The following is a 23627-nucleotide window of genomic DNA, read 5'->3' on the forward strand; positions in this document are numbered from 1 at the left end:
TGGATTTTGATATCCATTCACAATATTGAACAACGCTATTGACGTGGTTCTTCAGTCTCCCTAGATTTCGCCGTCCTTAAAAATGCATCGAGAAAAAGCATGCAAAGAAAACGCATTTTGGCGGCTATTTTGTCGACAATTCTTTTGGGTTGTGGCGGTGAAGGTAGCAGCGAAAATAATGACGGAAACGTTGGAACAACAACGCCGTCAACACCTCCTTCATGGCTACCGGATAACGCGCCCTCTTCGTTGACCAACGAACAGCAACGCAGTTTTATTCAGCGTGCGACAGCAGGAGCATCAGCTCATCAAATCGCTGAGATTGAGCGTTTGGGTTATATCAATTGGATGGAGCAGCAGTTTAACCTTCCTACCATTTCTCATCGCCAAACGTTAGAAGCGGCAATGCCATCCGTTGATGCGACTGTGCCACCCTCGAATTGTGGGTTTATTAAACCAAGTATGAGTGCAGCCCGTGATGGTATTTGGTGGGATCAAATGCTGTATGGCGACGATCAACTTCGTCAGCGCGCCACCTTTGCGTTGAGCCAAATCCTCGTTGTTAGCCGACGCTTTAGCTATATCGGCCGACACCCTCAAAGTCTGGCGGCCTATTACGACATTCTGCAACAACATGCTTTTGGTAACTATCGTGACCTTTTAGAAGCCGTCACCTTAAGCCCTGCAATGGGCAGCTACTTGAGCATGGTCAACAGCAAAAAGCACAACCCGAAGCGCGGTACGTATCCAGATGAGAACTACGCCCGTGAAGTCATGCAGTTGTTTACTATCGGCCTATATCAGCTAGAGCAAGATGGCTCAGCTAAGTTAGATAGCATGGCAACCCAATCTATACCTACAGCCAAACCGACGTAGAAGAAATTGCACGCGCATTCAGTGGCTGGACATATTCAGATCGCGTCATTGACCCAGACACTAACCGCCCTATCGATGGCAAAGGGTTGATTCAGCCCATGACACCCGGCTCAGACAAATGGGGAAGCTGGCACGATGACGGTGAGAAAACCGTGTTGGGACACACATTGCCTGCCGGACAGACACCTCTCAAAGATGTGCAAGATGTCCTCGATATTCTCTTTGAGCATCCAAATACTGGCCCTTTCGTCGCGCGACACCTAATTCAACGTCTCGTAACGTCTAATCCTTCGCCTGCGTACATCGCACGTGTTGCCGACGTGTTTAACAATAATGGTCAGGGCGTTCGCGGAGATATGGAAAGTGTGTTCGCAGCCATTTGGCTGGATGAAGAAGCACTGAATGGTTCCAGCGATCCAAACCGTTATCCTGTCGCCAAGTTAAAAGAACCCATTCTTGCGATTGCAGAAGTCTTCCGTATTCTCGATGCGAAAACGTATGGAGGGAAAGATGCTTTGCCTCTCGATACCAATGAGATATTCCACCATATCGCACAAGGCCCACTGGCTGCGACCTCGGTATTTAATTTCTATTCACCGGACTTCAGCCCGAGCGGGTCACTTTCCGACGCTAACTTACTGGCCCCAGAATTTGAAATCTTACCTTGGGCGGGTTTTATCGCGTATCAGAACGCTCTTCGTCCACGTTTCTCACGTGTTTACAAGCCAGAGGGCGAATCCGTCCGTTGTGATAACGGCGTTTACCTCGATTTAGATCCTTACTTTGATGCGGCGAAATCAGACGATCCTGACGTGCTACCTGATCTGATTAATCAGCGATTCTTAGGCGGCAACATGAGCCATGAACTCAGAACTGCTATAGAAAACGGCATTGCTTCAGAGCGGATTTTCCAAAACAAGGTGGCGATTGCACTCACCCTTGTTGTTACTAGCCCAGAATTTCTTATCCAGAGGTAAGCATGGTTACTCGTCGTGATTTTCTAAAAAACCTAACCGTGCTTTCCGTTGCAGCACCTAGTGTTTTGTCTTCACCGTTGAGTTTTGCATCAGCTGGTGGTGCAAATAAAGCACTGGTCTGTGTGATGCTTGATGGCGGTAACGACTCTGCAAACATGGTGGTACCAACCAGCGTTTCGCACTATCAAACCTACCATGACCTGCGCCCAGACATCGCCCTTGCGCATGACGCGTTGTTGCCAATTCCTGCGTCTGGCGTATGCAGAGACAACCAGCCCGTCTCCTTGGGGCTCCATCCAAAAATGACCAAACTGGCCGAGGTATTTGGTAACGGCGAAGGCACCGTTATCGTCAACAGCGGTATTTTGCGTGAGCCACTAACCAAGGAAGAAGCAGAAACGCAAGGTCACCGACTACCGCCTTTCTTGTTCTCGCATAACTCGCAGAAGAACGAATGGGCAAAAGGAGCTGTTGGCCACAACCTCACAACGGGTTGGGCTGGCAGATTAATGGACGTTTTGCATCATGAACAAACTGGCGAAAATTTGGCTCCACTATACAGCCACGCGGGAGATGCCCAGTTGCTGCGCGCTCAGACGTTGAATCAAAACATCATTCGTGGAGAGAATATCGCCAAACTTAACGCGAATGCGAATACCTTGGATGCGCTAGATAACTACTTCCACTCGCTTTCTGGTGATGCATTCGATCAAACCTTAACCTCGGTGGGTAAAGACTCCATGCATGTGGCGAATACTTTGATCAATGTGATCAAAAGTATCCCCGATGAAGAAGATACTCCGCTTTATCCCGATACGAACTTGGGTACACAATTTCGCATCACTTCGCGTTTAATTCGAAAAAGTGGCGAGTTGAATCAAGGTACTCAGATTTTCTTCTTGAGACTCGCTGGCTTCGATACGCATGCTGATCAGAACCGAACGCTTGATGACAAGTACACCGAACTCAGTGACGCCATGGCGGCATTTAACAGCCACCTCAAAGAACTGGGCCTTCACGACAACGTCATCACAATCACCCTGTCTGATTTTGGTCGTCGTATTCCTGCAAACGGCACAGGTACAGACCATGGTTGGGGCGGCCACCAGCTCATTATGGGCGGTCCAATTGATGGTTCAAACTTCATTGGCACATGGCCTGACTACACGGTCGATGGCCTGATACGGTTGAACGCGGTCGCTTACTTCCGCGAGTTGCGGCTGATCAGGTTCATATCAGTTTGGCAAGATGGTTGGGCGCATCGGATAGCACCATCAGCCTCGCCTTCCCTAACCACGCGCTGTTTGAACCACTCTCTGTGGTGAAACCAAGCTAACAGACGAAAAGCCATTTGCTGAAGGGGGTAAATGGCTTTTTTCTTTCGCGTTTCCAATTTTCAACCACCTCACGAATTCTCAAATCGTCAATACTTGAGTCATTAAGTGCCACAGAAAAGGAATGATTTGAATGGGCTTTTTGGGATTTTTTATTGGTGGCGCGCTTGGCGCGATCGCTGGACCTGTCTGGATGTTTACCGGCGGTATCATTGGCGGCATCCTGTTTAGTACCTTAAGTGCCGGAGCCAAGCGGGAAACAGAAGATCTTGTTGGAGATGTGCAGTTTAGTCGTTCGTCAGAACGTGGCTGTATGCGACATCATCTTAGAAAACGTCGCAAAGAAAGGCGTGACTCAGATCTTGAGGATCTTGATATCGGCTTAATCGTAGGCACAACCGCTGGCATTGCCACTGCGGATACAATGTTGGGAGAAACGACTTCCGATACCGATAAGGTGTTAGAACCAAACCTGCGTTTTGCCTTTGATGATGACGATGTATTTGGTGACACTCTTTTGAGCGACGACAACGATCTCCTCGATGAACTCAAGGATACGGATTTAGACATTAACCCAGCGACTGGCTTGCCGATAGTAAGCGGTATTGGCAGCGTTGATGTTGGGGGCAACCCTTATGGGATTGACCTTAGCGATAATGACATCGGCTCAATGACAGATGACCTTGAACAGCAGATGTCTTCCCTCGCAGAAGAACTGCAGGAAAGCGGAATAGAAGAGCGTTTTTGGTCATCAGATGATGACGACATTTCACTGACTGATGATGATTTTGGAAGTGTTGACGATGACAAGTGGTAGTGCCAGATATAACAAAGGCGGCCGTTAGTGCCGCCTTTTTCAAACTTCATCGATTACGACGCAAGCTTGGTGATGTTCTCTGCAATCTTTTCTAGCAAGAAAATCTCGCGTTCTAACGATTGACCTTTTTTCTCGCTATTTTCCAACGTGTGCTTGTTGTGCGCGATAGCCTCATGAATGTTGATCCAGACTGGGCGCATACCGTTTTTCACTTCGTACTCTTCAAACGCTACTTCACCGAGCTCTTCGTCAATATCACAATAGAAGCAATGTGAGATCATGTGCATCACGTCAAACTCAGGTTTATACCAAACGCGATATTCTTCGTAAGCCCCGAAAGGAACAATGTTTCGCACGTTCTTCGCGCCGGTTTCTTCCTGAAGTTCACGGATCATGCCTTCTAATTCACTTTCGCCTTCATCAACGCCACCACCCGGCAACGAGTAGTCGTAATAACGCTCGGTGAACAACAGCAGAATATCCTCACCACGGAGCACAATGGCGCGTGCTGCACGTCGGTGGAACATGGTTTTACCTTCTAATGGCAAAACATCGGAATGCATGGCGGTTTTGAGAACTTGCATGGAACTGACCTGTTACGCTTACGCTGTGAAAAATCAACGCGCACTCTATATAAGCTAGCGGCAGACAGCAATAGGTATTCGCTGTAACGACCAATTCAGAGTCCGGGCCTTGCGTTTTCGTAACACCAAATTAAAATACACCACACCTTAATTTTCGCGGCGTTCTCGTTCACATATGCAAGTTAGGGTCAAAATAGCCAAAAAGCACAATTATTTGGTGGTTTTTCAAGAAAGTAGATGCATATGGTTTTGCTGAAGAAATCATCACTTATGGTGATACATACGGTATAACTGTAACAAAATGATTACTTTGTCTTTAAAATGAACCATTTTTTCGTATTTTGTATATAGTTATATTCATGACTAGGTGCATTTTCGCTCTCATTTTGCGATTGGCAGATCACACGTTCACTCACTAAGAACAGCAACACATTTCTGTATACGGAGCCCTCATCAATGCTGCAGAAAGTCGCCATTGATAACGTTGAGATAGGTATGTACGTCGAGCAGATCGAATCTCAGCATGCCCGTACAAAAATGAAGAAACCCGGCTTCATCCGACGCCAAGAAACCATAGACAACCTGCGCAATAAAGGCGTGCTGTTCGTGTACGTCGATGCCGACCAAATCACCTCAGACGAAGACATTCGTTATCACGCTACCAAAGTCGGTAAACACTCCTCGATTAACGGTAACGATGAGTTCGGCTCTGCCAAGGAGCTTGTTGATACGTCAAAGAAGCAGCTTAGTAAGTTGCTCACCGATATTTATGAAAACAAGCCTGTTGATATTGAGCCGGTTAAAGAAGTGAGCTCCGACATCGTAGATAACATCTTCGAGCGTCGTGATGCCGTGCTTTGGATAAGCGGTATTCGCGAGAAGAGTGCTTACCTGCTTGAACACTCGATGAATGTCGCCTTTCACCTCGTAAACTTTGGGCGCTTTCTCGAATTAGACAGAACCACACTGGAAGAACTTGCCATCGGCGGTCTGGTTCATGACATCGGAAAAATTCTGGTGCGTGATGAAGTGCTGAACAAACCTGGCAAGCTAACCGACGAAGAATTCCTTCACATGAAGGAGCACCAAACCCTTTCTCAACCTGTGCTCGACAGCATGCTCGATTTGCCCCAGACCAGCAAAGACGTGAGTTTAATGCACCACGAAAAAATTGACGGTAACGGCTATCCAAATGGGTTGAAAGGTGATGAACTGACGCAAATCGGGCGCATGGCGTGTATCGTTGACATCTATGATGCATTAACTGCTGAACGTTGTTACAAGCCTGCACTTTCTCCTTCTGAAGCATTCAAGATCATGATCGGGTTGACCCCTTTCCACCTTGACCCTGACCTGCTGAAGAAATTTATCCGCTGCATTGGGTTCTATCCGATCGGTTCTGTGGTTGAACTGAGTAACGGACGCGTTGGATTGGTATGCAAAGAAAACCCAGACGATCTGATGACGCCAACCGTGAAGCTGTTTTACTCCGCAAGAACAGAAGCTTTCCGTGAAGTGGAATACGTAGATTTACGAAAGCGTCCTGATTTGAAAATCATCCGCGGTATCACCGAAGCAAAACTCAAGAAATCCTTCAGCGACTTCCGCTAAGTCGCTGTATCCGCTCTATCACTCCCCTTAACTGCACTAAAATCCGCCAGTCGCACGTTATTCTCATGTTATTGCATGACCAACCGTCTTGGTTTGCTTATAATGTTTCGCTCATTTACATGTGGAATAAGAAAAATGCGAGTTTGTGGCGTCGACTTTAAAAGCAATGAAGCGAACATCTGTCTAGTAGATCTAAGCCAAGGCCTGTTTGATGTGCCAGATTGCCGTGCACGCAAGTTCACCATCACTGATGGCGCAAGCACTGAGCAAATCCGTCAGTTCCAACGTCAGTTTGTAAAACTGATGGACGACTACAAAGTGGACAAAATTGTTATCCGCGAGCGTCCAATGAAGGGTAAATTCGCAGGCAGCGCAGTCGGCTTCAAAATGGAAGCAGCACTGCAACTGATTGAATCCCTAGAGTGTGAAGTGTTCACTGCTGCAGCAATGAAAGAGTCACTGAAGCGCAACCCTGTAATGGTTTCAATGAAAGAAGTAGGTCTGAAGCAATTCCAAGAGCCTGCTTTCCAAGTTGCTTGCGCATACTTGAATAAGTAATCTTTCCAAAACAGGCCGCTACTTGCGGCCTGTTTTCTCTCCGCTCTACACGCCAGAAAATAAGGATGTTCTCATGGCGAAATACCAGCACCGCTATTCTTCCCCGCTTGGCACCATTACGCTCACCGCCACTGACAAAGGGCTTACGTCTCTTTCCTTACCGGAATTCAAATACGACGTCCCTGTGTCTGATGAACACATAGAAGACGCCTCCAAGTTTATCGATGCCGTCGAACAGCTAGATCGTTACTTTGCCGGTGAAAACGTCGAATTCAATGTCGCGTTAGACCTTCAAGGGACCGCATTTCAGCAATCCGTTTGGACACTCCTGCAAGCTATCCCCGCTGGTGAAACACGTTGTTATGGTGATTTGGCACACTTGCTTGGCAAGCCCACTGCGTCACGCGCCGTTGGCGCAGCCAATGGGCAAAACCCTATTGCGATTATTGTTCCGTGCCACCGTGTGATTGGTAAAAATGGCAAGCTGACCGGATATGCGGGTGGCCTTTCAGCCAAAGAATGGCTGTTAGCGCATGAAGAGAAAATGGCGCGCTAACAACCTAAAGGGATTCGAGAGAAAAAGATTCGAGCAGCAACTGTGCTTGGCTTTCAGCACTTTGCTTTCAACACTTAGCTCTCAGCTCGCAGCCACCAACATACGTTGTGCCAGCAGCTTGATAAATCGAAGAGGCGTAATCCGATAACCAAGGTGAAGATAAAACCCGTGCGCCTCTTCACGGCTAATGTGGCTCGTTACTTCAATGCGCAGACAATGGTTTCGTTTTAACTGCGCTTCTGCGTTTTCTAAAAGCTGTTTTCCTATACTCATATCCCTGAAGTTCTCATCTACTGCTATGGCAGAAATGCGTCCCCAAGGCGTGCCATCATGCACGACATCAACAACATGATAGGTCACAAAGCCCACGACCATGTTGCAAAGCTCTGCCACCAAAATACCGTCGCTTTCCCGTTTCATAACACGCTCAATGCGCGCTTCCGTTTCTTCGAGTGTTGCGGGATAGCCGAGGGTTTCGCAGAGCGCATTAATGCGCTCTGCATCCTCCACCGTTGCTGGTCGAATATCCATGGACTGCTCCATATCAGTAGCTCGCGGTTTCAGTCGCGCCAGTCACGGAGCGCAGGCTTACACGGCGGTCAAAGAAGTAGCCTTCACGGTCGCCATCGGTTTCAATGGCCAGTTGGTCGCCATATGCGGTTGCGCTTAACTGTGCTGGGTCAACGCCCTGCTCGACTAAGTAATCGAACACCGCTTGAACACGCTTTTGTGACAACGTCAGGTTGTAGTCTTCATTACCACGCACATCTGCGTGTCCTTCTAAGTCCCATTGAACATCAGGTTGTTGTTGCATGAAGTAAGCAACTTCGTCTAACTGCTTTTGGAAATGCGGTTCAATCTCAGACGAGTTGGTGCGGAACTGAATATCCATCGCCAAATCTAGCTCGACGTTTCGCTCTTGCATCGCAGCTTTCAGCGTAGCGATTTCAATCTCATTTTCTGCGTAAAGCTCTTTAAATGAATTCAGGCGCTGGTTTTCATCCTGCATTTGCGTGATCAACTCAGCCTGGGTTTTGTTTTCTTCTTCAAAGGTGGCGACCTGTCCAATCAAACCACCAACAACCGCACCAGCAACTGCCCCCACTGGGCCACCGATCACTGCACCTAAAGCTGCACCACCACCAAAACCGATAAGCCCAACCGTTGAATCACTCTCTGTTTGGTAGCTCTGTTCACTCGCATACGCCGTTGAAAAAGCCATTGGGATAACGAGGGAGATAGCAGCTAGCGTTTTATTCAGTTTTTTCATTTTGATTTCCTCATCCTGATAAGGGGTGGGTGTATTACCCGTGTCTTGTTTCGATGAGGTCATTAAACCAAGCCAAAATGGCATGCTGTGGGAGCAAAAAAGGCAATGTGCGGGGCAATTGTGGCAAAAAAATGGCTTTTGCCTTATTCGCCGCGAACCCCTTTTTCCGCCCGTTTTTTGCGGTATAGTCGTTCTATCTACTGTTTGATTAATTGAGTAAAAATGAAACGTATCGCCATTGTTGAAGATGAACCCGCCATTCGCGAAAACTACGCCGACGTGCTTAGAAAGCAAGGTTATGCCGTATCAACATATGCCAATCGACCAGATGCAGAAGACGGATTCAAACAGCGTCTGCCTGATCTCGCCATTATTGATATCGGGTTGGCTGACGAAATCGACGGCGGCTTTCATCTCTGCCAATCCCTGCGGGCAATGTCTGCAACTTTGCCCATCATCTTCTTGACCGCCAGAGACAGCGACATCGACACCGTGGTTGGCCTTCGCATGGGTGCTGATGATTATCTCACCAAAGATGTGTCTCTGCCCCATTTGATGGCGCGTATTGCTGCTCTCTTTAGGCGCAGTGATCTCTTGAACCAAGCTCGGCAGAAACCGAATCCATCCTAGAACGTGGAAAGCTATTGCTTGATTTGAATCGCATGCAAGTGAAGTGGGATGAAAACACTGTCGACCTCACCGTTACTGAGTTTTGGCTGGTTCATGCGCTGGCAAAACGTCCAGGCCATGTAAGAAGCCGCCAAGACTTGATGCAAGAAGCACATGTGGTGTTGATGACAGCACCATCACTTCTCACGTTAAGCGTATTCGCAAGAAATTCATCGCGCTAGATGACAGCTTTGATCATATCGATACGGTTTACGGCATGGGTTATCGCTGGGACAGCAATAAATGAGAACCCTGCTCTCTCGTGTCTGGCATGTGCTTTCCGGCATCAGAACCAAAGTGGTGCTGTTGTCGGGTTTACTGCTGTTACTCCCGCTGATTGGCTACAACTATGTCTGGGAACTAGAAAACGTGTTGCGTCAGGGGCAAGAGCAAACCCTAATGGGCTCGGCTCGCGCTTTTTCTATGGCTCTGAATCAACAGCCAGAATTGTTTGAACGACAACTCAACACCAAGCCAAGACTCGAGGAAGGCAAAGACCTTTATGCGCTGGCACTTCAAACGCCGATTGACCTTGATGGGTCTGCATTGGATTGGCAGCGATATCGCGCGCATACTACCCAGTACCGCGATCCGTATGTGCTGTTTAGTCGCACACCGTATAACCACGATGAGGTGAACTTTGACCTCTCTCTGGGTAGCGATGGACATGACGTTTACGCCTTGGTGGAAGTGACGGATAAAAATCCCGTACTTCATCGTGAAGATTCACTTCGCATCGACAGAAATGATCACCTTGTCATCACGCTAACCACACCTGAAGGCGAACTAAAACGTTACGCCGTCACTGCAAGCCGTAGCGGCAAAGCGGATGTCACGCTGATAGACACAGACATTGCGGATTACGAGCACAATTTCCCTTCTGATGCGATTAAAGCATGGTGGCAAGAAACCGCGACAGGTTACACCATTGAACTGGCATTACCGGGTTGGTTGATTGGTGAAAAGCTTAGCCTCGCCTACTACAACGTAAACGACAGATTTAATCGTGATGTTGAAACCATTATCGCGACATCAAATCCGCGAAGTGCCGAAACGCTCGGCACCTTCTTGGTGCCATCACCCAAAATCGAAAAAGTGCTGTCTGATATGGAAGATGGATCTTCCGTTGTTTGGGTGGTCGATAAGCACGGGCGCGTACTCGCCAAGGCCGGAGACCTGCAATCGGCCAATGGCGTATGGGAAACCACGATTAAGTACCAAGATGCACCTGAAGGCGTGATGGGTTGGTTGCAAACGCATTTACTCAATCCGCTTTACTATCAATTGCTCGAAAGGCCACCAGAGGAGATTGTCGATGCCATGCAAAGTGCGGCTATTGTGCGTGGCGTTGATGTTCAACAGGCCCTGCTAGGCCGGCCTTATGCCAATTGGCGTGTTACACCAGAACAAGGTGAGATGATTCTCTCGGCTGCATATCCTATTAAGGTTCATGGTGATGTCATTGGCGCAGTCGTGGTTGAAGAAACCACCAAAGGCATTAAAACACTGCGCAACAAGGCACTGGAACAATTGTTCAACGTTCTACTTGCGGTGATATGTACTGGTGTCATCGTTCTGCTTCTGTTTGGCTCTCACATTTCCCGTCGCGTTAGAAAACTGCGCGATGATGCAGAGAGTGCCATCGACCCACAAGGGCGTGTGAAGCATCAGTTAGAGCCGATTGCCAGTGCCGATGAGATTGGCGACCTTTCGCGTACCTTGTCGACCATGGTGACACGGCTCTCTGACTACAACAGTTACTTGGAAAAGATGTCTTCGAGCTTGTCACATGAGCTGCGCACGCCTGTTGCCGTTGTTCGTTCGTCTCTCGAAAACTTGTCTTTCGTTACCCAAGATGACGATCAACAGCGTTACATCGACCGTGCGCAGGAAGGCGTGAGCCGACTTGCTACCATCCTTTCGAGCATGACAGAAGCCACGCGCTTAGAGCAAAGCTTTGAACATGCCGAAAAAGTGGCCTATCCGCTCGACAAGGTAATTGAAGGCTGCGTACAAGGCTATGAGTATGCCTATCCCGAACAAGCATTCTCACTAAAAGTGACCGAAGGCAACTATGGGTCAAACGGCGTGCCTGAATATGTCGCTCAACTGCTTGATAAGTTGGTGGCCAACGCCGTCGAGTTTCGAACGCCCGATACGCAAATCGATGTCTATCTCACACAACGAAAAGACATGGCATGCATCACGGTTTCGAACACTGGTCCCTTATTGCCAGAAAATATGGGAAATCAATTACTCAACTCTATGGTCTCAGTACGTAATGAACGCCAGAAGTCAGATAAACCGCATTTGGGATTAGGGTTGTACATCGCGCGATTGGTCGCGGAATTCCACGGTGGTGACCTGACTATTTCTAATCGATCTAATAAAGAAGGTGTTGTCGTCACCGTCCTTCTTCCTCTGGCGTAAACTTAATAGCCAAGCACGCAAAGTCTGCATCACTGGCGTGCTTGGTTTTGTCGTCAAAAACAGGGAGTGGTTAATGAAACTCTACGAAAAAGCACCGGCACCCAGCGCAAGACGCGTCAGCCTATTTCTCGCTGAAAAAGGCATTGAGATACCACGTGTAGACGTTGATATTCGAGGTGGTGAAAACATTACAGACGAGTACAAAGCCAAGAGCGTGAATGGACGCATTCCTATGCTTGAGCTTGATGATGGCACAACCATTTCTGAATCCATTGCCATTTGCAGATACCTAGATGCGGCCTTCCCCACCGACCATAACCTATTCGGTTCTACGCCTGAAGAAATCGGCAAAGTAGAAATGTGGAACCGCATCGTCGAGTTACAGGGCCTCTTCACCGCCTTTCAAGCGTTACGAAACCTCACTGGTATCTATAGCGACCGCGAGCGTTGTGTTGAAGCTTGGGGCGAAGAGTCAAAGCTACGTGTCATCGAGTTTTTGCCGGTACTAGAAAACAGACTGTCAGCGTCGCCCTATTTGGCGGGTGAGCATTTCTCTGTGGCTGATATATCTGCTTTCATCATGTGCCAGTTTATCAAGAACATGGATATCCACATTGATGATTCCTATCCAGCCATCAAAGCGTGGATGGAAAAAATCGGTCAACGTGACGCATTCAAAGATTCGTAAAAAGGAGTGTTATCATGATTGAGCTCTACACTGCAGGCACACCAAACGGACACAAGATCTCTATCGCACTTGAAGAAATGGGGTTGCCGTATGAACTTCATGCACTCGACTTGATGGCAAAAGATCAGAAAAAACCTGACTTCTTGCCATCAATCCCAACGGGCGGATCCCCGCCATCGTAGACAGGGAAAACGACAATTTCGCCGTGTTTGAATCTGGCGCAATCTTGTTATATCTCGCTGAAAAAACGGGTAAGTTCTTGCCGCTAGATCCTAAAAAACGCAGCCAAGTCATCCAATGGCTGATGTTCCAAATGGGTGGTGTGGGACCGATGATGGGTCAAGCCAATGTGTTCTATCGCTACTTCCCAGAAAAAATCCCTGCGGCCATTGAAAGATACCAAAATGAAGGACGACGACTGTTTGAAGTCATGAACGGTCAATTGGAAAACAATGCGTATCTTGCTGGCGACGAATACACGATCGCGGATATCGCCACCTGGCCTTGGGTAAGAATTCACGAATGGAGCGGCATTGATATTTCAGGGTTGCCACATCTTCAACGCTGGGTAGACGAACTGGCTGAGCGTCCAGCCTGTCAGAAAGGCATTTTGGTGCCACCGCCGTCTGAGTTGTCAGATGAAGAACGCGCCAAGCAGATTTCGAAAATGGTGACCAAGTAACGGCACTTTAGTTGCAGTCACTTTAACTTAAACACCAAAAAGCCATCCTGAGATGGCTTTTTTTAAGCTTGCTTAACGAACTCTATAAAGACTTGGTTATCTGAGTATTCAACTTTCGATACCGTGCCGTCGACGACGAAAGAGGTCTTAATGACAATTGGACCACCCTGCTGCAAAGGTTTGTTGTTTTTTAGACTGGGTAGCGACAGCTCAGGATCCAGACCAATTTCGTTACAGAAGCGATAAACGAACCCGCGCTCCATTGGCACATCACCCCTCAGTGTTTTTGAGAAGTCGAGTTGGCTAATGCCCAGACGTTTTGCCATTTCGATTTGTGTGATTCGCAATTTCGCTTTGTAAGACATCCACGCATCGTAAATTGTCTGACGGTCGTGATAGGTAAATTCCATGTTTCCTCGCTTAGAACCTATCTATTGGATACATGGATGTTACGTTAGCAAACGATAAACTATGTCAGTGAGAGGTAAGCTGACGGTAAGCTCTTGTCGTTTCGCTTACTCTTCGCTATCGTATCGCGGTCAAACACAAAAGAGAGTTACCATGAGCTACAACCTTGCCCTGCTGCCACCTGATGAAAAACAAAAAATCGAACTCGACAAACAAGCATCTTATGCGGTTTGGCAGGTAAAAAACTCACTGGCAGAAAGAGGCATTCTCGCAGAGCAGGCAAAGGCCATTGCGAATGAAGATGAACGTGCACACTTCATAGATTGCGTTGAAAAGTATTCAAAAAAAATGGGGCTCTAAGCCCCATTTTCTTGTCTGTCACTTACCACTTATCGTTTAGTTAGCAACGCCACGTATTTGTTACTGTCATCGCAGTAAACAATACGGCAGTTAAAATTCTTGCTGTCTGCAATCTGGCGAAGCGTCGACATACCGATATCAAACCACGGCACCTCTTCACTGACTCTTCCGTCGAATTCAAACGTTAGGTGACGAGTTCGATAGCCTTCATAGCGCAAGTTTTCGGAACTCAAAATGAGTCGCCCGCCGGGATACAGATTACGATGTGCTAGGTCGAGGAAATGGAAAAAGTTACGAATGTGCCCAAGTTGCCCAACCACGCCACGCAGAGCAAGCCAAGTGAAAGTGCGGTCAAACATGGGGTGTTGGTCGAACAAATGACCACAGATAACAGAAGGAACACCACGTTGATGCATGATTGCACAGGCGATGGGTGAGTTATCTATTGAGATAACCTTGATGCCTTTTGCGACAAGAAACAGTGAATGTTCACCGCTGCTCGCACCGATGTTTAAAACGCTTCTGCGACAGTAAGACAGGGCGATTCGATCCGTCGCCACATCTTCCGGTCGGCGAAAGAAATCTGACGTTGGGATGACTGACGTACCATTGTTTTCCCTAACAATGAGCTTCCCTGACTTGTTGCCATTATAATAGCTGGCAAGTGCGGTTCCGAATACTTCTACTACGCTCTGCATGGCTAATCCCCCTGTTATTCAACTAAGAGAATACGCCGATGCAATACAGAGATGTGTCTCATTTTAAAAACAACCGAAGCATATCAGCATAAAGTTCTAATACTTGTTTACACTCTTACTTTGCTGATTTGTGCACATCGAAATAAGTGCGAAGTTCGTCAATATGTTAGTAAACCATACGAATATAGGAAGGATCAGACTGATCGCATCAAGGGGTGGCTTGCGCGTTTGAATTTACGCTTGTTTTCATACATTGACCCATCTGCATTGCTAAGCCATTGCTCCGCGGAATCAATTTCAGACGTCAACTCAACCGCACCGAGACTCAACGAAATTTTCACGTCCTCAGGAAGACCCGGAGACGTGATCTCACCACTCAGTCGCTCTAGAATTTGCGGCACCTCTTTCTCCGCCGCATGGCGAAGTAAGACGACAAATTCATCACCACCAATCCGACCGGCAACGTCTGTATCTCGAATATTGCTAGAGAGATGATCAGCGATTGAAATCAATACCCTATCGCCTACTTCATGCCCGTATGTGTCGTTTATCGCTTTGAATCCGTTCGCGTCAAAATAGACTAAAACGGATGGATCGCCGGTTTGACCATACTGATGGTATGCGTCCTCAACATCCGTCATGATGGCGTGTCGAGACTTAATGCCTGTCAACGTATCGAAGTCTACGAGGTCTCGCAGTTTCTTCGCCATCACCATCATATTGTCACGTTGGTCTATTTCGTAAGTGATATCTGTTAGCGTACCGACCCGATAAATGAGGTCTCCGTTCCCGTCATAAACGCAATGCCCGCTATCCCTCACGTGTTTAACTCTATGGTCTGGAAACACGAGGCGATAATTGATACTCCAAGAGTCCGTTTGCGGAGAAAAACGCATTTCAGCAGCAAGATCCCTGTCATTAGGGTGGATCCGGTTTAAGAAAGCCCGAGGATCACTGTAAAGTTTTTCGACAGGTTCTTCCCATACTGTGTCATAGCATTTGTTGACGTAGAGCAGACGCATTGGATCGGGCGCAGAGATCCAAACGACGGAGCTGACATTTTCAGCAATGGCACGGAATCGCCTCTCCGAGGTCGAAATGACTTCTTGCAGTTGCTTTTCTTCGTGAATGTTCACAACGGCCACAATGTAACGCTGCGGCTTTCCGGGTGGTGCCAGGCGAGTAACGTACGTTCTCACCCAAATGTGATGACCGTTTTTGTGAATGTAGCGTTTTTCAACGCTGTACTGAGAACGGTTGTTTTGGGCGAGGCATTGCCTTAGCGGCCTTTCCGAATTAGCGTCCGAGTTGAAGGAGAGCTCGTCCTCTTTCACATTTCTCAGAGCCTCTTCCTGATAACCAACGAGATGACAGAACGCCGAATTAACTTGCTCAAAACGCCCTTCTTCATTGACGATCGCCATGCTCATAGGCATTTGATCTATACATATTTCCTGATCATTTTGTTCGGTGTACGGCGAGAAGGACGCGATAAAAAGTTTATTGGGATGCGTTGAGGCCAGCGTGACACTCAAAAGGTGAATACCTGTCTGCCCGTTTAGGACGACGACATTGCGATAGATGGATTCATGTTGATTAGTTGAAGACACGTCAAAGAAGCACTTCACTTCAGCCCATTGTCGACGAGAAACACAACCGTCAAACGTAGCGATGTCCTCACTCACTACAGAGCGCAGAAGTTTGAAGCCTTCTCCATTTATATGAACAATTTCCCCTTGTTCATTAATGAGCAGCATTGGTACAGGAGCCAAATCGAAATAAGGCAACTGACTCGGGCTTTGACTTTTAAACATTCTGAATAGCCGTGTCCATGTCCTAACAGAAAATGCAAAACTAGGTGCATGCTCTTCCAAGGGCTTTGCACTCAAGCAATATACTAGCGGCATGCGAGACAGACATTTGTCTCAATTTTACGTCTTGCGAATAGTTCTTAGAAAAGTGACTGTTTTCAAAAAAGACGCGAGATTAACACGAGGTCTCACTGATGCTATCACACATAAATTCAAATGTGACAGCGTCACTATTTCCCATTAGTTATAATGAATGCGGGTAAGGAAGGTGACCGACTTTCACCCAAAGCAAGGTGTCTTCTTCGGCGAAAGGGTTGTATTCAAACATGTGCGGATTGCGAATCCAGGTGCCCGCGGGATAGCGACCAAACTCATCTCGGTACTCTCCTTCCAGCACCAAGACTTCTTCGCCACAAAAATGTGAAATGGAGAAAAAGTGTTGACCCGCTGGCCATCGAATCATCGCGACTTGTTCTCCATTAAACTCATGGAGCGGTAACATCTTTAGGTGTCCTTGAGCATCTATCCAACCTTCATCAGATTTCGTGTCAATTCGCACGGAATGATGGTCGTTGGCGGAAAACTGGTGAAGCTTTACGAAGAGCGTACAGCCCTCTCTGCTATAGGGTGAATGAGAAGATCCGGGAGGATTTCTTAAATAGGTTCCAGCGGGATAGTCGCCGTGTTCATCAGACAAGGTACCACTCAGCACCAGAATCTCTTCACCAAGCGGATGGTCGTGCTCAGGGAAATGGCTGTTAGCGTCATACTTAACGATGCTGGTCGCATGCCCTCGTTCCTCATGTTCACGAGAAAGAGGAATTCGTGTCACACCTGAACTAGGCGATGACTGCCAGTCGCTATTGAGAGTATCGATGATGATGCGTTGGTCGAATTGCATATTCAGCATAAAAGCAGTCCTCAAAAAGGAACGCTGAATCAAAAATATAGCAATGACTGTAAGAGTGATTCGTCCCAAACGTTAGAACGTTGGGGTATCAATTTTGTAGGACAGAAAAGAAAAAAGCCGGCTTTCGCCGGCTTTTCGATGATTAAGCTTCGCTGTGACGACGTTCACCACGGAATGAGCGCTGCTCACCACCACGGTCACGGTTGAAGCGACGCTCGCCGCGCTCACCGTTACGGTCACCACGAGGGCCACGGTTGCCATCACGGTCGCCGCGAGGACCACGTGGGCCACGGTCGTCAAAACGACGGTTGCCACGGTCACCACCGTTGCGATCGCCACCGCTACGACGGCGTGGTGGAGACATGTCTACATGACCTTCAACCAGCTGTGCATCAGTTGCTTTCTGGCGAATACGCAGTTGCTTCAGTTGACCCAGAATTTCTTTTGGCATCTTCTTAGGCAGTTGAACGTAAGTGTGGCCAGTAGCCAGCTTGATAGAACCAATGAATTGCTTCTCCAAGCCCAGTTCGTTTGCGATTGCGCCAACGATGTCTTTAACTTGTACGCCTTGGTCACGGCCAACTTGCAGTTGGTACGTGTCCCAATCAGCAGCATTGTAGCTACGACGCTCACCGCGCTCACGGTTACCGTCACGTGGGCCACGCTCACCGCGCTCACCACGTTCGCTACGACGACGGCTTTCACGCTCAAGCGCTGCTACCATTGGGTCTGGACCGTGGTAGAACAGAGGACGCTTACCTTGCTGACGCTGAAGCAGCATTGCCGCCAGAGTCGCAGTGTCAACTTCGATCTGCTCTTGCAGTTTCTCGATCAGACCAACGAATGCTTCCAGGCTCTCGCCTTCTTTCTGCTCTTGCAGTTCAGCAGCCAGTTTGGTCAGACGCGCTTCTGCTACTTTGTCACGCATTGGAAGTTGGATTTCTTCCATGCGCGTTGAAGTAACACGCTCGATAGTACGCAGCATACGGATTTGGTTAGTACGAACCAGAAGGATCGCTTTACCCGCACGACCTGCACGGCCAGTACGACCGATACGGTGGATGTACGACTCAACATCGAATGGGATGTCGTAGTTAAATACGTGTGTAATACGTGGCACATCAAGACCACGAGCAACAACGTCAGTCGCAACCAGAATGTCGATTACGCCGCGTTTGATATGATCAACAGTACGCTCACGCAGAGACTGAGGAATATCACCGTGCAGAGCAGCAGCTTTGAAGCCACGCGCTGACAACCAGTCAGCCAGACGCTCGGTGTCCTGACGGTACGTACGAATACGATTGATGCGTCAGTTTCTTCAGTTTCCAGAAGACGAGCCATTGCTTCGTCTTTCTCTACGCCTTTAACAACCCAGAATTGTTGCTCAACTTTCTCAACAGTACGGTTGCTACCCGCTACGTCGATACGAGCTGGGTCACGCAGGAAGCGATCAACGATTTCTTTAACCATTGGAGGCATAGTTGCAGAGAACAGAACGCGTTGTGCTGTTTCTGGAGCTTGTTCCATGATCCAAGTAACGTCGTCAACGAAGCCCATCTTCAACATTTCGTCTGCTTCATCCAGAACGAATGTGTGTACTTCGTCTAGTTGTAGACGTTCACGGTTGATCAGGTCTTTAACACGACCTGGAGTACCCACAACAATGTGAGCACCATTACGCAGTGCGCGCATTTGATCTACGATCGACGCACCACCATAAATTTCCAGAACCTTCAGGCCTTCAATTTTCTTACCAAGCAGTTTAACTTCTGCAGCAACTTGGATAGCCAGCTCACGAGTAGGCGCCATTACGATGGCTTGTGGTTTACGCTGGTCTAGGTCCAGTTTGTTCAGCAGAGGCAAAGAGAATGCAGCGGTTTTACCGGTACCAGTCTGTGCTTTACCCAGTGCATCAACACCGGTCAGAAGAAGAGGAATAGAAGCCGCCTGAATAGGAGTTGGCGCAACAAAGCCAATCTCGTCAAGAGCGGAAAGGATGGTTTCAGCCAGATCTAGCTGGCGAAATTCAGTAACAGTATCTTGCATTGGGATCCAATATATAGACAAAAGTAACGGGCCCTTCTAGCGGTTTCGCACTGTTATTTCTTACTGATGCAGGGTCAATGTAATAAAAACAATGACGTCCTACTCTCTGCAACAGCAACTAACGCTATGGGCCTCGGCAATAAGGGTCAGCATTCTGCGCCAGTAAACTAAAAAAAGCCAGAAAAAATTGAACAACTTCACAATTCTTTCTACGACTGCTGTCTTTTTGACTGCAAACGATTAATAACGCAACGTTTCGCTGCTATTTCAGACACCAAGTTCTCACTTACGTCCAATTCATTAGTCGAAGCAAAAGCGGTTTCGCCCTAATTTCTCAGCAATCAAACAGGCTTTTTCTGCTTTTTTTAACACGTTGCTAGATTTGGTAAGCATCCCAACACAATCAAAGGCCACGCCCACACTCAATGTGATCCTTTGATAATACTGAGAAACCAGATTCTCGATGTTCCGATGGTACGTTTCATCGACTATTTTGGTGGCGATGTCTTTGAGCAAAACCTCATCATGGGTTTGTACTAGAACGGCAAATTGTCCCTCTTTTATTACGCACAACAAATACTCGTCAAAATCTTTCAGGTGTCCCCTCAAGTCGTCGGCAATAGAAAGCATTAAACGACGTGCCAATGCGACCCCATAACGCTTTTTATACCCTTGATAGAAGTCCACCGAGATGACGCCTACTGTCACTGGCATTTTGTTTTTCTTTGCTGACTTAATAAAAGTCGGTGCTGCCATGGTTAAATAGCTCGCATTTAGCAGGCCGTTGTTTGGGTCTTGAATGTTCAGCCAGCGCATCTGCTGACGAGCCATGATGAGTTGGTTTTCAATTTCACTATCACGCTCAGCTTGCACTCGGATTTGCTCTTGAAGTGCATAAAACCTTTCATCAGCCGCTTCCGTCTCACGGAGCTTGATGATTTTCTGACATACAGAGGCCGCGAGAAGCTTGAACGCTTCTTTCTTGGGAGCGTCTAGCGGAGACTGCGTCAGCAGGTTGTCTGCAGCTAACCAACCAATGCAATCATCACCATCCCACATCACCATCATGATGTTCCAGCCCACCCCAACCTGCTCGGTACCGAAATATAGCGGGACGTTTTCTTTAACGATAAGTTGATTCTGTTTGGAAAAGGCCTCTTCCATAAAAAGGTTGTTAGGCATTTCCGTGCGAAAATCTGAACGGTCTACGACATTGCCGTCAATGTCTGTCCCCCACGTACCCCACATTTCCGCTTTGTCGACATCACAAAGGAAAATCCCCATGCGGTCTATCTGCAGTTTGCTTCGTCCAAGTTCAACCGCAATACGGCACAACGCATGAATGGTCGTCGCTTTGGTAAAACGCAGAGAGATTTCGTGTAAGCTTTTTATATAGGAGAGCTGAGAGGTTAGTTGGTGGTTGTTTAACGCAAGATTGAGTTCATTCTGGTGCTTGTCGAACTTCACTTGCTTGAGCTGTTGCTGCAGGATCAAACAGTTTAGATTTTCGTATGCTTCTTCGAACACCCAATCAAAGAGATGTGGTGTAAACGACCGTGCCCCAGATGTGCATTCTGCTTCTATAAAGAGATAAGCAAGGGTTTTCTTGCCTTTCTTTAATCGTAGAACCGTGTGTTCCCAAAGCGCATTTTCTTTTCGCCACACACCATTGACTGGCACTTCACCAATTAAGGAAAATTCACGTTCGCAACGACGCGCTTCTTCTTCCCAATTGATGGAATAGCCACCGTATTCCTCTTCTGGTCTGAAGTCAGGATAAAAGTGAAACACTTGCGTTGTGAGGCTGGCACAGAGTAACGGTTTATCTTCTGGGATGACAAAAAGAGCGAGATTGATTGCACCAGTTTCCGTTTCTAGTCGGTTAAAAATGGTTTTACACCACTGTTCCAACGATTCTTCGATTTCAGTTTCTTCCGGCAAAGCAAGCGTTTCAGTATTTCCCATCAAACAGACCGTCATTTTGTAAGTTTTGTCTGACTATTCTGTCATCAACAATTAATTTGGCATTCAGTAGCGTACAAGTTTGAGAAGCCATACATAAAATTAACGAATCCCATACATCACTTTTTGAGGCCGGTGCAGGTCTTCTCAATATCTTCGCCTTCAAACCATGCTTTTCGCACTATAAAAGTGCACCAATGGATACACATATTGTATATCTGGTAATTTCTGAGCCTGAATGCCTTGGTTTTGACATCTTGAATCCGTATAGTGTGGCGGTTCACAATCTGAGACCAGGCTAATGTTTCAAGACAATCCATTACTTGCACAGCTAAAACAGCAAATTAAAGAAAGCATTCCTAAAAAAGAAGGCACCATCAAAGCAACTGAAAAGGGCTTTGGCTTTCTGGAAGTAGACAGCAAAACCAGCTTTTTCATCCCACCAGCGTACATGAAAAAAGTCATGCACGGCGACAAGGTGGTTGCTCTGATCCGCACCGAAAAAGAAAAAGAAGTCGCGGAACCAGACGAGCTGATCGAGCAGTCTGTTGATCGCTTTATTGGTCGTGTGAAGATGATTCGCGACAAGCTGAACGTGGTACCAGATAGCCCTCAGCTAAAAGATGCAATTCGCGCAAAGACACGCAAAGGCCTAAGCCAAAATGCACTTGCAGAAGGTGACTGGGTGGTTGCTCACCTTGTTCGTCACCCATTGAAAGGTGAAAACGGTTTCTTCTGTGAAATCAGTGAGAAAATTACTGAGTCAAACGACAAGATTGCGCCTTGGTGGGTAACGCTGGCTAAGCACAACCTGCCGAACGTTGAGCCTGCACCACAATCTAGCTGGGAAATGCTGGATGAAGGTTTGGTTCGCGAAGACCTGACTGACGTACCATTTATTACTATCGACAGTGAATCAACCAAAGACATGGATGATGCACTGCATACGATCGCAAATGAAGATGGCACCTTCACTCTGACTATCGCCATTGCCGATCCAACTGCTTACGTTGCACAAGAGACAGACCTAGATAAAGAAGCGCGCGAGCGTGGTTTTACTATCTACCTGCCTGGCCGCAATATCCCAATGCTGCCACGTGAACTGAGTGATGATCTGTGCTCACTACGCGAGGAAGAAGTTCGCCCAGCACTATGCTGTCGCGTGACGGTTCTGGCTGACGGTACGATTGAAGACAATGCGAGCTTCTTTGCTGCAACCATTAAGTCTCAAGGCCGCCTGTCTTATGACAACGTTTCTGATTTCTTTGAAAACGGAAGCTGCGAAAACTGGCAACCATCTGAAGTCATCGAAGAGCAAGTTAAAGCACTTCATGGTTTGGCAAAAGCACGTATGCAATGGCGTGAAACCAATGCCGTTACATTCCCAGACCGTCCAGACTATCGTTTTGAACTGAGTGCTGACAATGACGTTGTAGCAATCCACGTTGACCCTCGCCGCATTGCAAACCGCATGGTAGAGGAAGCGATGATCACCGCCAACATCTGTGCAGGCCGTGCACTGCGTAATGCGTTCGGTTTTGGTGTGTTCAACACACACGCAGGTTTTGCACCAGAGAAAATTGCTGACGCTCTCGCGCTAGTTAACGAACACGGTGCGGAAACGACGTTAGAAGAACTTCAAACCATCGAAGGCTTCTCTGCACTGCGCCGTTGGCTGAACACGCAAGAAACCACTTATCTTGATAACCGCATTCGCAAATACCAAGGTTACAGTGAGATCAACAATGCACCAGCACCTCATTTCGCGATGGGTCTGGATGTATACGCAACGTGGACCTCTCCAATCCGTAAATACGGCGACATGGTTAACCACCGCTTGCTGAAAGCTATCATCCGCGGTGAAACGTCAGCGCAAACACCTGACGAGCAAGTCGGTGACGAGTTGGCTTTGCACCGTAAACACCACCGTATGGCGGAGCGCGACGTCGCGGACTGGTTGTACGTACGTTTGCTGAAAGATGCAGTCGAGAAGAAGACCGTATTCAGTGCCGAGATCTTCGACATCAACCGCGCGGGTATGCGTACTCGCCTGCTTGAAAATGGTGCGATGGCATTCATTCCTGCCCCACTGATTGTCGATAACAAGAAGCGAATTGAATGTAACGGTGACACCGGCACCATCAACGTTGATGGCAATCTAGAATTCAAACTGGGTGACCAAATCGACGTTGTTCTTACTGACATTAAAGAGCCTACTCGCTCTATCGTTGGTAAGCCTACACGCGAATTCGCAGTGATTGCTGAAAAGCAAGAAACAGAATAAAGCGAATAATCCCGTTTTTTGAACGCAAAAAAGCCAGACATATGTCTGGCTTTTTTTATTGCTGATAATTTTAACAATGCGTTTTAGGAGCAA

22 protein-coding genes and 2 pseudogenes are annotated in these 23627 nt (G+C 47.6%); 15 read left to right on the top strand and 9 right to left on the bottom strand.

Annotation, left to right across the window (positions count from 1 at the left end; genetic code table 11):
- Positions 1 to 99: 99 nt before the first annotated feature.
- The 4 genes from ATN88_RS28090 to ATN88_RS03195 all read left to right on the top strand — a co-directional run bounded on the left by ATN88_RS28090 (position 100) and on the right by ATN88_RS03195 (position 4004).
- Positions 100 to 876, top strand: coding sequence for a DUF1800 family protein (locus ATN88_RS28090; RefSeq protein ID WP_067411349.1), 777 nt, complete (start codon positions 100 to 102; stop codon positions 874 to 876).
- 5 nt (positions 877 to 881) lie between these two features.
- Complete coding sequence (locus ATN88_RS28095; protein WP_269748096.1) at positions 882 to 1853, top strand: DUF1800 family protein; 972 nt, start codon at positions 882 to 884, stop codon at positions 1851 to 1853.
- 2 nt (positions 1854 to 1855) lie between these two features.
- The gene (locus ATN88_RS03190) at positions 1856 to 3178 is read left to right on the top strand and encodes a DUF1501 domain-containing protein (protein WP_067411356.1); all 1323 of its coding nucleotides are present in this window, start codon (positions 1856 to 1858) and stop codon (positions 3176 to 3178) included.
- A 142-nt stretch (positions 3179 to 3320) separates the two neighbouring features.
- Entirely contained in the window at positions 3321 to 4004 is a 684-nt protein-coding gene (locus ATN88_RS03195; RefSeq protein WP_067411361.1) for a hypothetical protein, read from the top strand.
- 53 nt (positions 4005 to 4057) lie between these two features.
- Here ATN88_RS03195 and ATN88_RS03200 read toward each other — a convergent pair whose 3' ends face one another.
- Complete coding sequence (locus ATN88_RS03200) at positions 4058 to 4588, bottom strand: NUDIX hydrolase (RefSeq protein ID WP_067411364.1); 531 nt, start codon at positions 4586 to 4588, stop codon at positions 4058 to 4060.
- A gap of 456 nt (positions 4589 to 5044) precedes the next feature.
- On the opposite strand from ATN88_RS03200, the gene ATN88_RS03205 reads away from it, so the two are divergent.
- The 3 genes from ATN88_RS03205 to ATN88_RS03215 all read left to right on the top strand — a co-directional run bounded on the left by ATN88_RS03205 (position 5045) and on the right by ATN88_RS03215 (position 7313).
- The gene (locus ATN88_RS03205; protein WP_067411367.1) at positions 5045 to 6199 is read left to right on the top strand and encodes an HD-GYP domain-containing protein; all 1155 of its coding nucleotides are present in this window, start codon (positions 5045 to 5047) and stop codon (positions 6197 to 6199) included.
- 135 nt (positions 6200 to 6334) lie between these two features.
- Complete coding sequence (locus ATN88_RS03210) at positions 6335 to 6757, top strand: DUF3010 family protein (protein WP_067411370.1); 423 nt, start codon at positions 6335 to 6337, stop codon at positions 6755 to 6757.
- A 73-nt stretch (positions 6758 to 6830) separates the two neighbouring features.
- Positions 6831 to 7313: a methylated-DNA--[protein]-cysteine S-methyltransferase gene (locus ATN88_RS03215; protein WP_067411374.1), complete on the top strand. Its 483-nt coding sequence runs from the start codon at positions 6831 to 6833 to the stop codon at positions 7311 to 7313.
- A gap of 81 nt (positions 7314 to 7394) precedes the next feature.
- On the opposite strand, the gene ATN88_RS03220 is transcribed toward ATN88_RS03215, so the two are convergent.
- Complete coding sequence (locus ATN88_RS03220) at positions 7395 to 7844, bottom strand: GNAT family N-acetyltransferase (protein ID WP_067411379.1); 450 nt, start codon at positions 7842 to 7844, stop codon at positions 7395 to 7397.
- A 13-nt stretch (positions 7845 to 7857) separates the two neighbouring features.
- Positions 7858 to 8583 (bottom strand): sortase-associated OmpA-like protein PdsO, encoded by a 726-nt coding sequence (gene pdsO / locus ATN88_RS03225; RefSeq protein ID WP_067411383.1) that lies wholly within the window; start codon positions 8581 to 8583, stop codon positions 7858 to 7860.
- 222 nt (positions 8584 to 8805) lie between these two features.
- Here pdsO and ATN88_RS26635 point away from each other — a divergent pair, with 222 nt between their 5' ends.
- From ATN88_RS26635 to ATN88_RS03245, 6 genes and pseudogenes are all read left to right on the top strand, one after another.
- A complete protein-coding gene (locus ATN88_RS26635; protein ID WP_232312712.1) occupies positions 8806 to 9213 on the top strand; it encodes a response regulator in 408 nt (135 codons plus the stop codon).
- Positions 9214 to 9227: 14 nt separating this feature from the next.
- On the top strand, positions 9228 to 9434 hold the full coding sequence (locus ATN88_RS26640) for a hypothetical protein (protein ID WP_232312781.1): 207 nt from the start codon (positions 9228 to 9230) through the stop codon (positions 9432 to 9434).
- Positions 9410 to 9499 carry a hypothetical protein gene (locus ATN88_RS26645; RefSeq protein WP_232312772.1) on the top strand — a complete coding sequence of 30 codons (90 nt, stop codon included), beginning with the start codon at positions 9410 to 9412 and terminating at the stop codon, positions 9497 to 9499. Before ATN88_RS26640 ends, ATN88_RS26645 begins: the two co-directional genes overlap by 25 nt.
- Positions 9496 to 11682, top strand: coding sequence for a proteobacterial dedicated sortase system histidine kinase (pdsS, locus tag ATN88_RS03235; protein WP_067411386.1), 2187 nt, complete (start codon positions 9496 to 9498; stop codon positions 11680 to 11682). Before ATN88_RS26645 ends, pdsS begins: the two co-directional genes overlap by 4 nt.
- A 73-nt stretch (positions 11683 to 11755) precedes the next feature.
- The gene (locus ATN88_RS03240; RefSeq protein WP_067411390.1) at positions 11756 to 12370 is read left to right on the top strand and encodes a glutathione S-transferase family protein; all 615 of its coding nucleotides are present in this window, start codon (positions 11756 to 11758) and stop codon (positions 12368 to 12370) included.
- Between the two features lie 14 nt (positions 12371 to 12384).
- Positions 12385 to 13052 (top strand): annotated as a pseudogene (locus ATN88_RS03245) (glutathione S-transferase family protein).
- A 62-nt stretch (positions 13053 to 13114) separates the two neighbouring features.
- Here ATN88_RS03245 and ATN88_RS03250 read toward each other — a convergent pair.
- A complete protein-coding gene (locus tag ATN88_RS03250; RefSeq protein ID WP_067411393.1) occupies positions 13115 to 13462 on the bottom strand; it encodes a transcription initiation factor IIB family protein in 348 nt (115 codons plus the stop codon).
- Positions 13463 to 13613: 151 nt separating this feature from the next.
- Between ATN88_RS03250 and ATN88_RS03255 the strand changes: the two genes are divergently transcribed.
- A complete protein-coding gene (locus ATN88_RS03255; RefSeq protein WP_067411396.1) occupies positions 13614 to 13820 on the top strand; it encodes a DUF3283 family protein in 207 nt (68 codons plus the stop codon).
- A 29-nt stretch (positions 13821 to 13849) separates the two neighbouring features.
- Here the strand turns inward: ATN88_RS03255 and ATN88_RS03260 are convergent, their stop codons facing one another.
- The 5 genes and pseudogenes from ATN88_RS03260 to ATN88_RS03280 all read right to left on the bottom strand — a co-directional run bounded on the left by ATN88_RS03260 (position 13850) and on the right by ATN88_RS03280 (position 21253).
- Positions 13850 to 14518, bottom strand: a complete 669-nt coding sequence (locus ATN88_RS03260; protein ID WP_067411400.1) for a class I SAM-dependent methyltransferase — start codon at positions 14516 to 14518, stop codon at positions 13850 to 13852.
- A gap of 194 nt (positions 14519 to 14712) precedes the next feature.
- Positions 14713 to 16332 carry a sensor domain-containing diguanylate cyclase gene (locus tag ATN88_RS03265; protein ID WP_067411402.1) on the bottom strand — a complete coding sequence of 540 codons (1620 nt, stop codon included), beginning with the start codon at positions 16330 to 16332 and terminating at the stop codon, positions 14713 to 14715.
- Positions 16333 to 16573: 241 nt separating this feature from the next.
- Positions 16574 to 17239, bottom strand: coding sequence for a cupin domain-containing protein (locus ATN88_RS03270; protein ID WP_067411405.1), 666 nt, complete (start codon positions 17237 to 17239; stop codon positions 16574 to 16576).
- Positions 17240 to 17381: 142 nt separating this feature from the next.
- Positions 17382 to 19288 (bottom strand): annotated as a pseudogene (locus tag ATN88_RS03275) (DEAD/DEAH box helicase).
- A gap of 300 nt (positions 19289 to 19588) precedes the next feature.
- Entirely contained in the window at positions 19589 to 21253 is a 1665-nt protein-coding gene (locus ATN88_RS03280) for a GGDEF domain-containing protein (RefSeq protein ID WP_067411408.1), read from the bottom strand.
- Between the two features lie 298 nt (positions 21254 to 21551).
- On the opposite strand from ATN88_RS03280, the gene ATN88_RS03285 reads away from it, so the two are divergent.
- Positions 21552 to 23534 (top strand): exoribonuclease II, encoded by a 1983-nt coding sequence (locus ATN88_RS03285; protein ID WP_067411411.1) that lies wholly within the window; start codon positions 21552 to 21554, stop codon positions 23532 to 23534.
- Positions 23535 to 23627 lie beyond the last annotated feature (93 nt).

It is taken from the genome of Enterovibrio coralii (assembly GCF_001559595.1).
Taxonomy (GTDB): Bacteria; Pseudomonadota; Gammaproteobacteria; order Enterobacterales; family Vibrionaceae; genus Enterovibrio; species Enterovibrio coralii.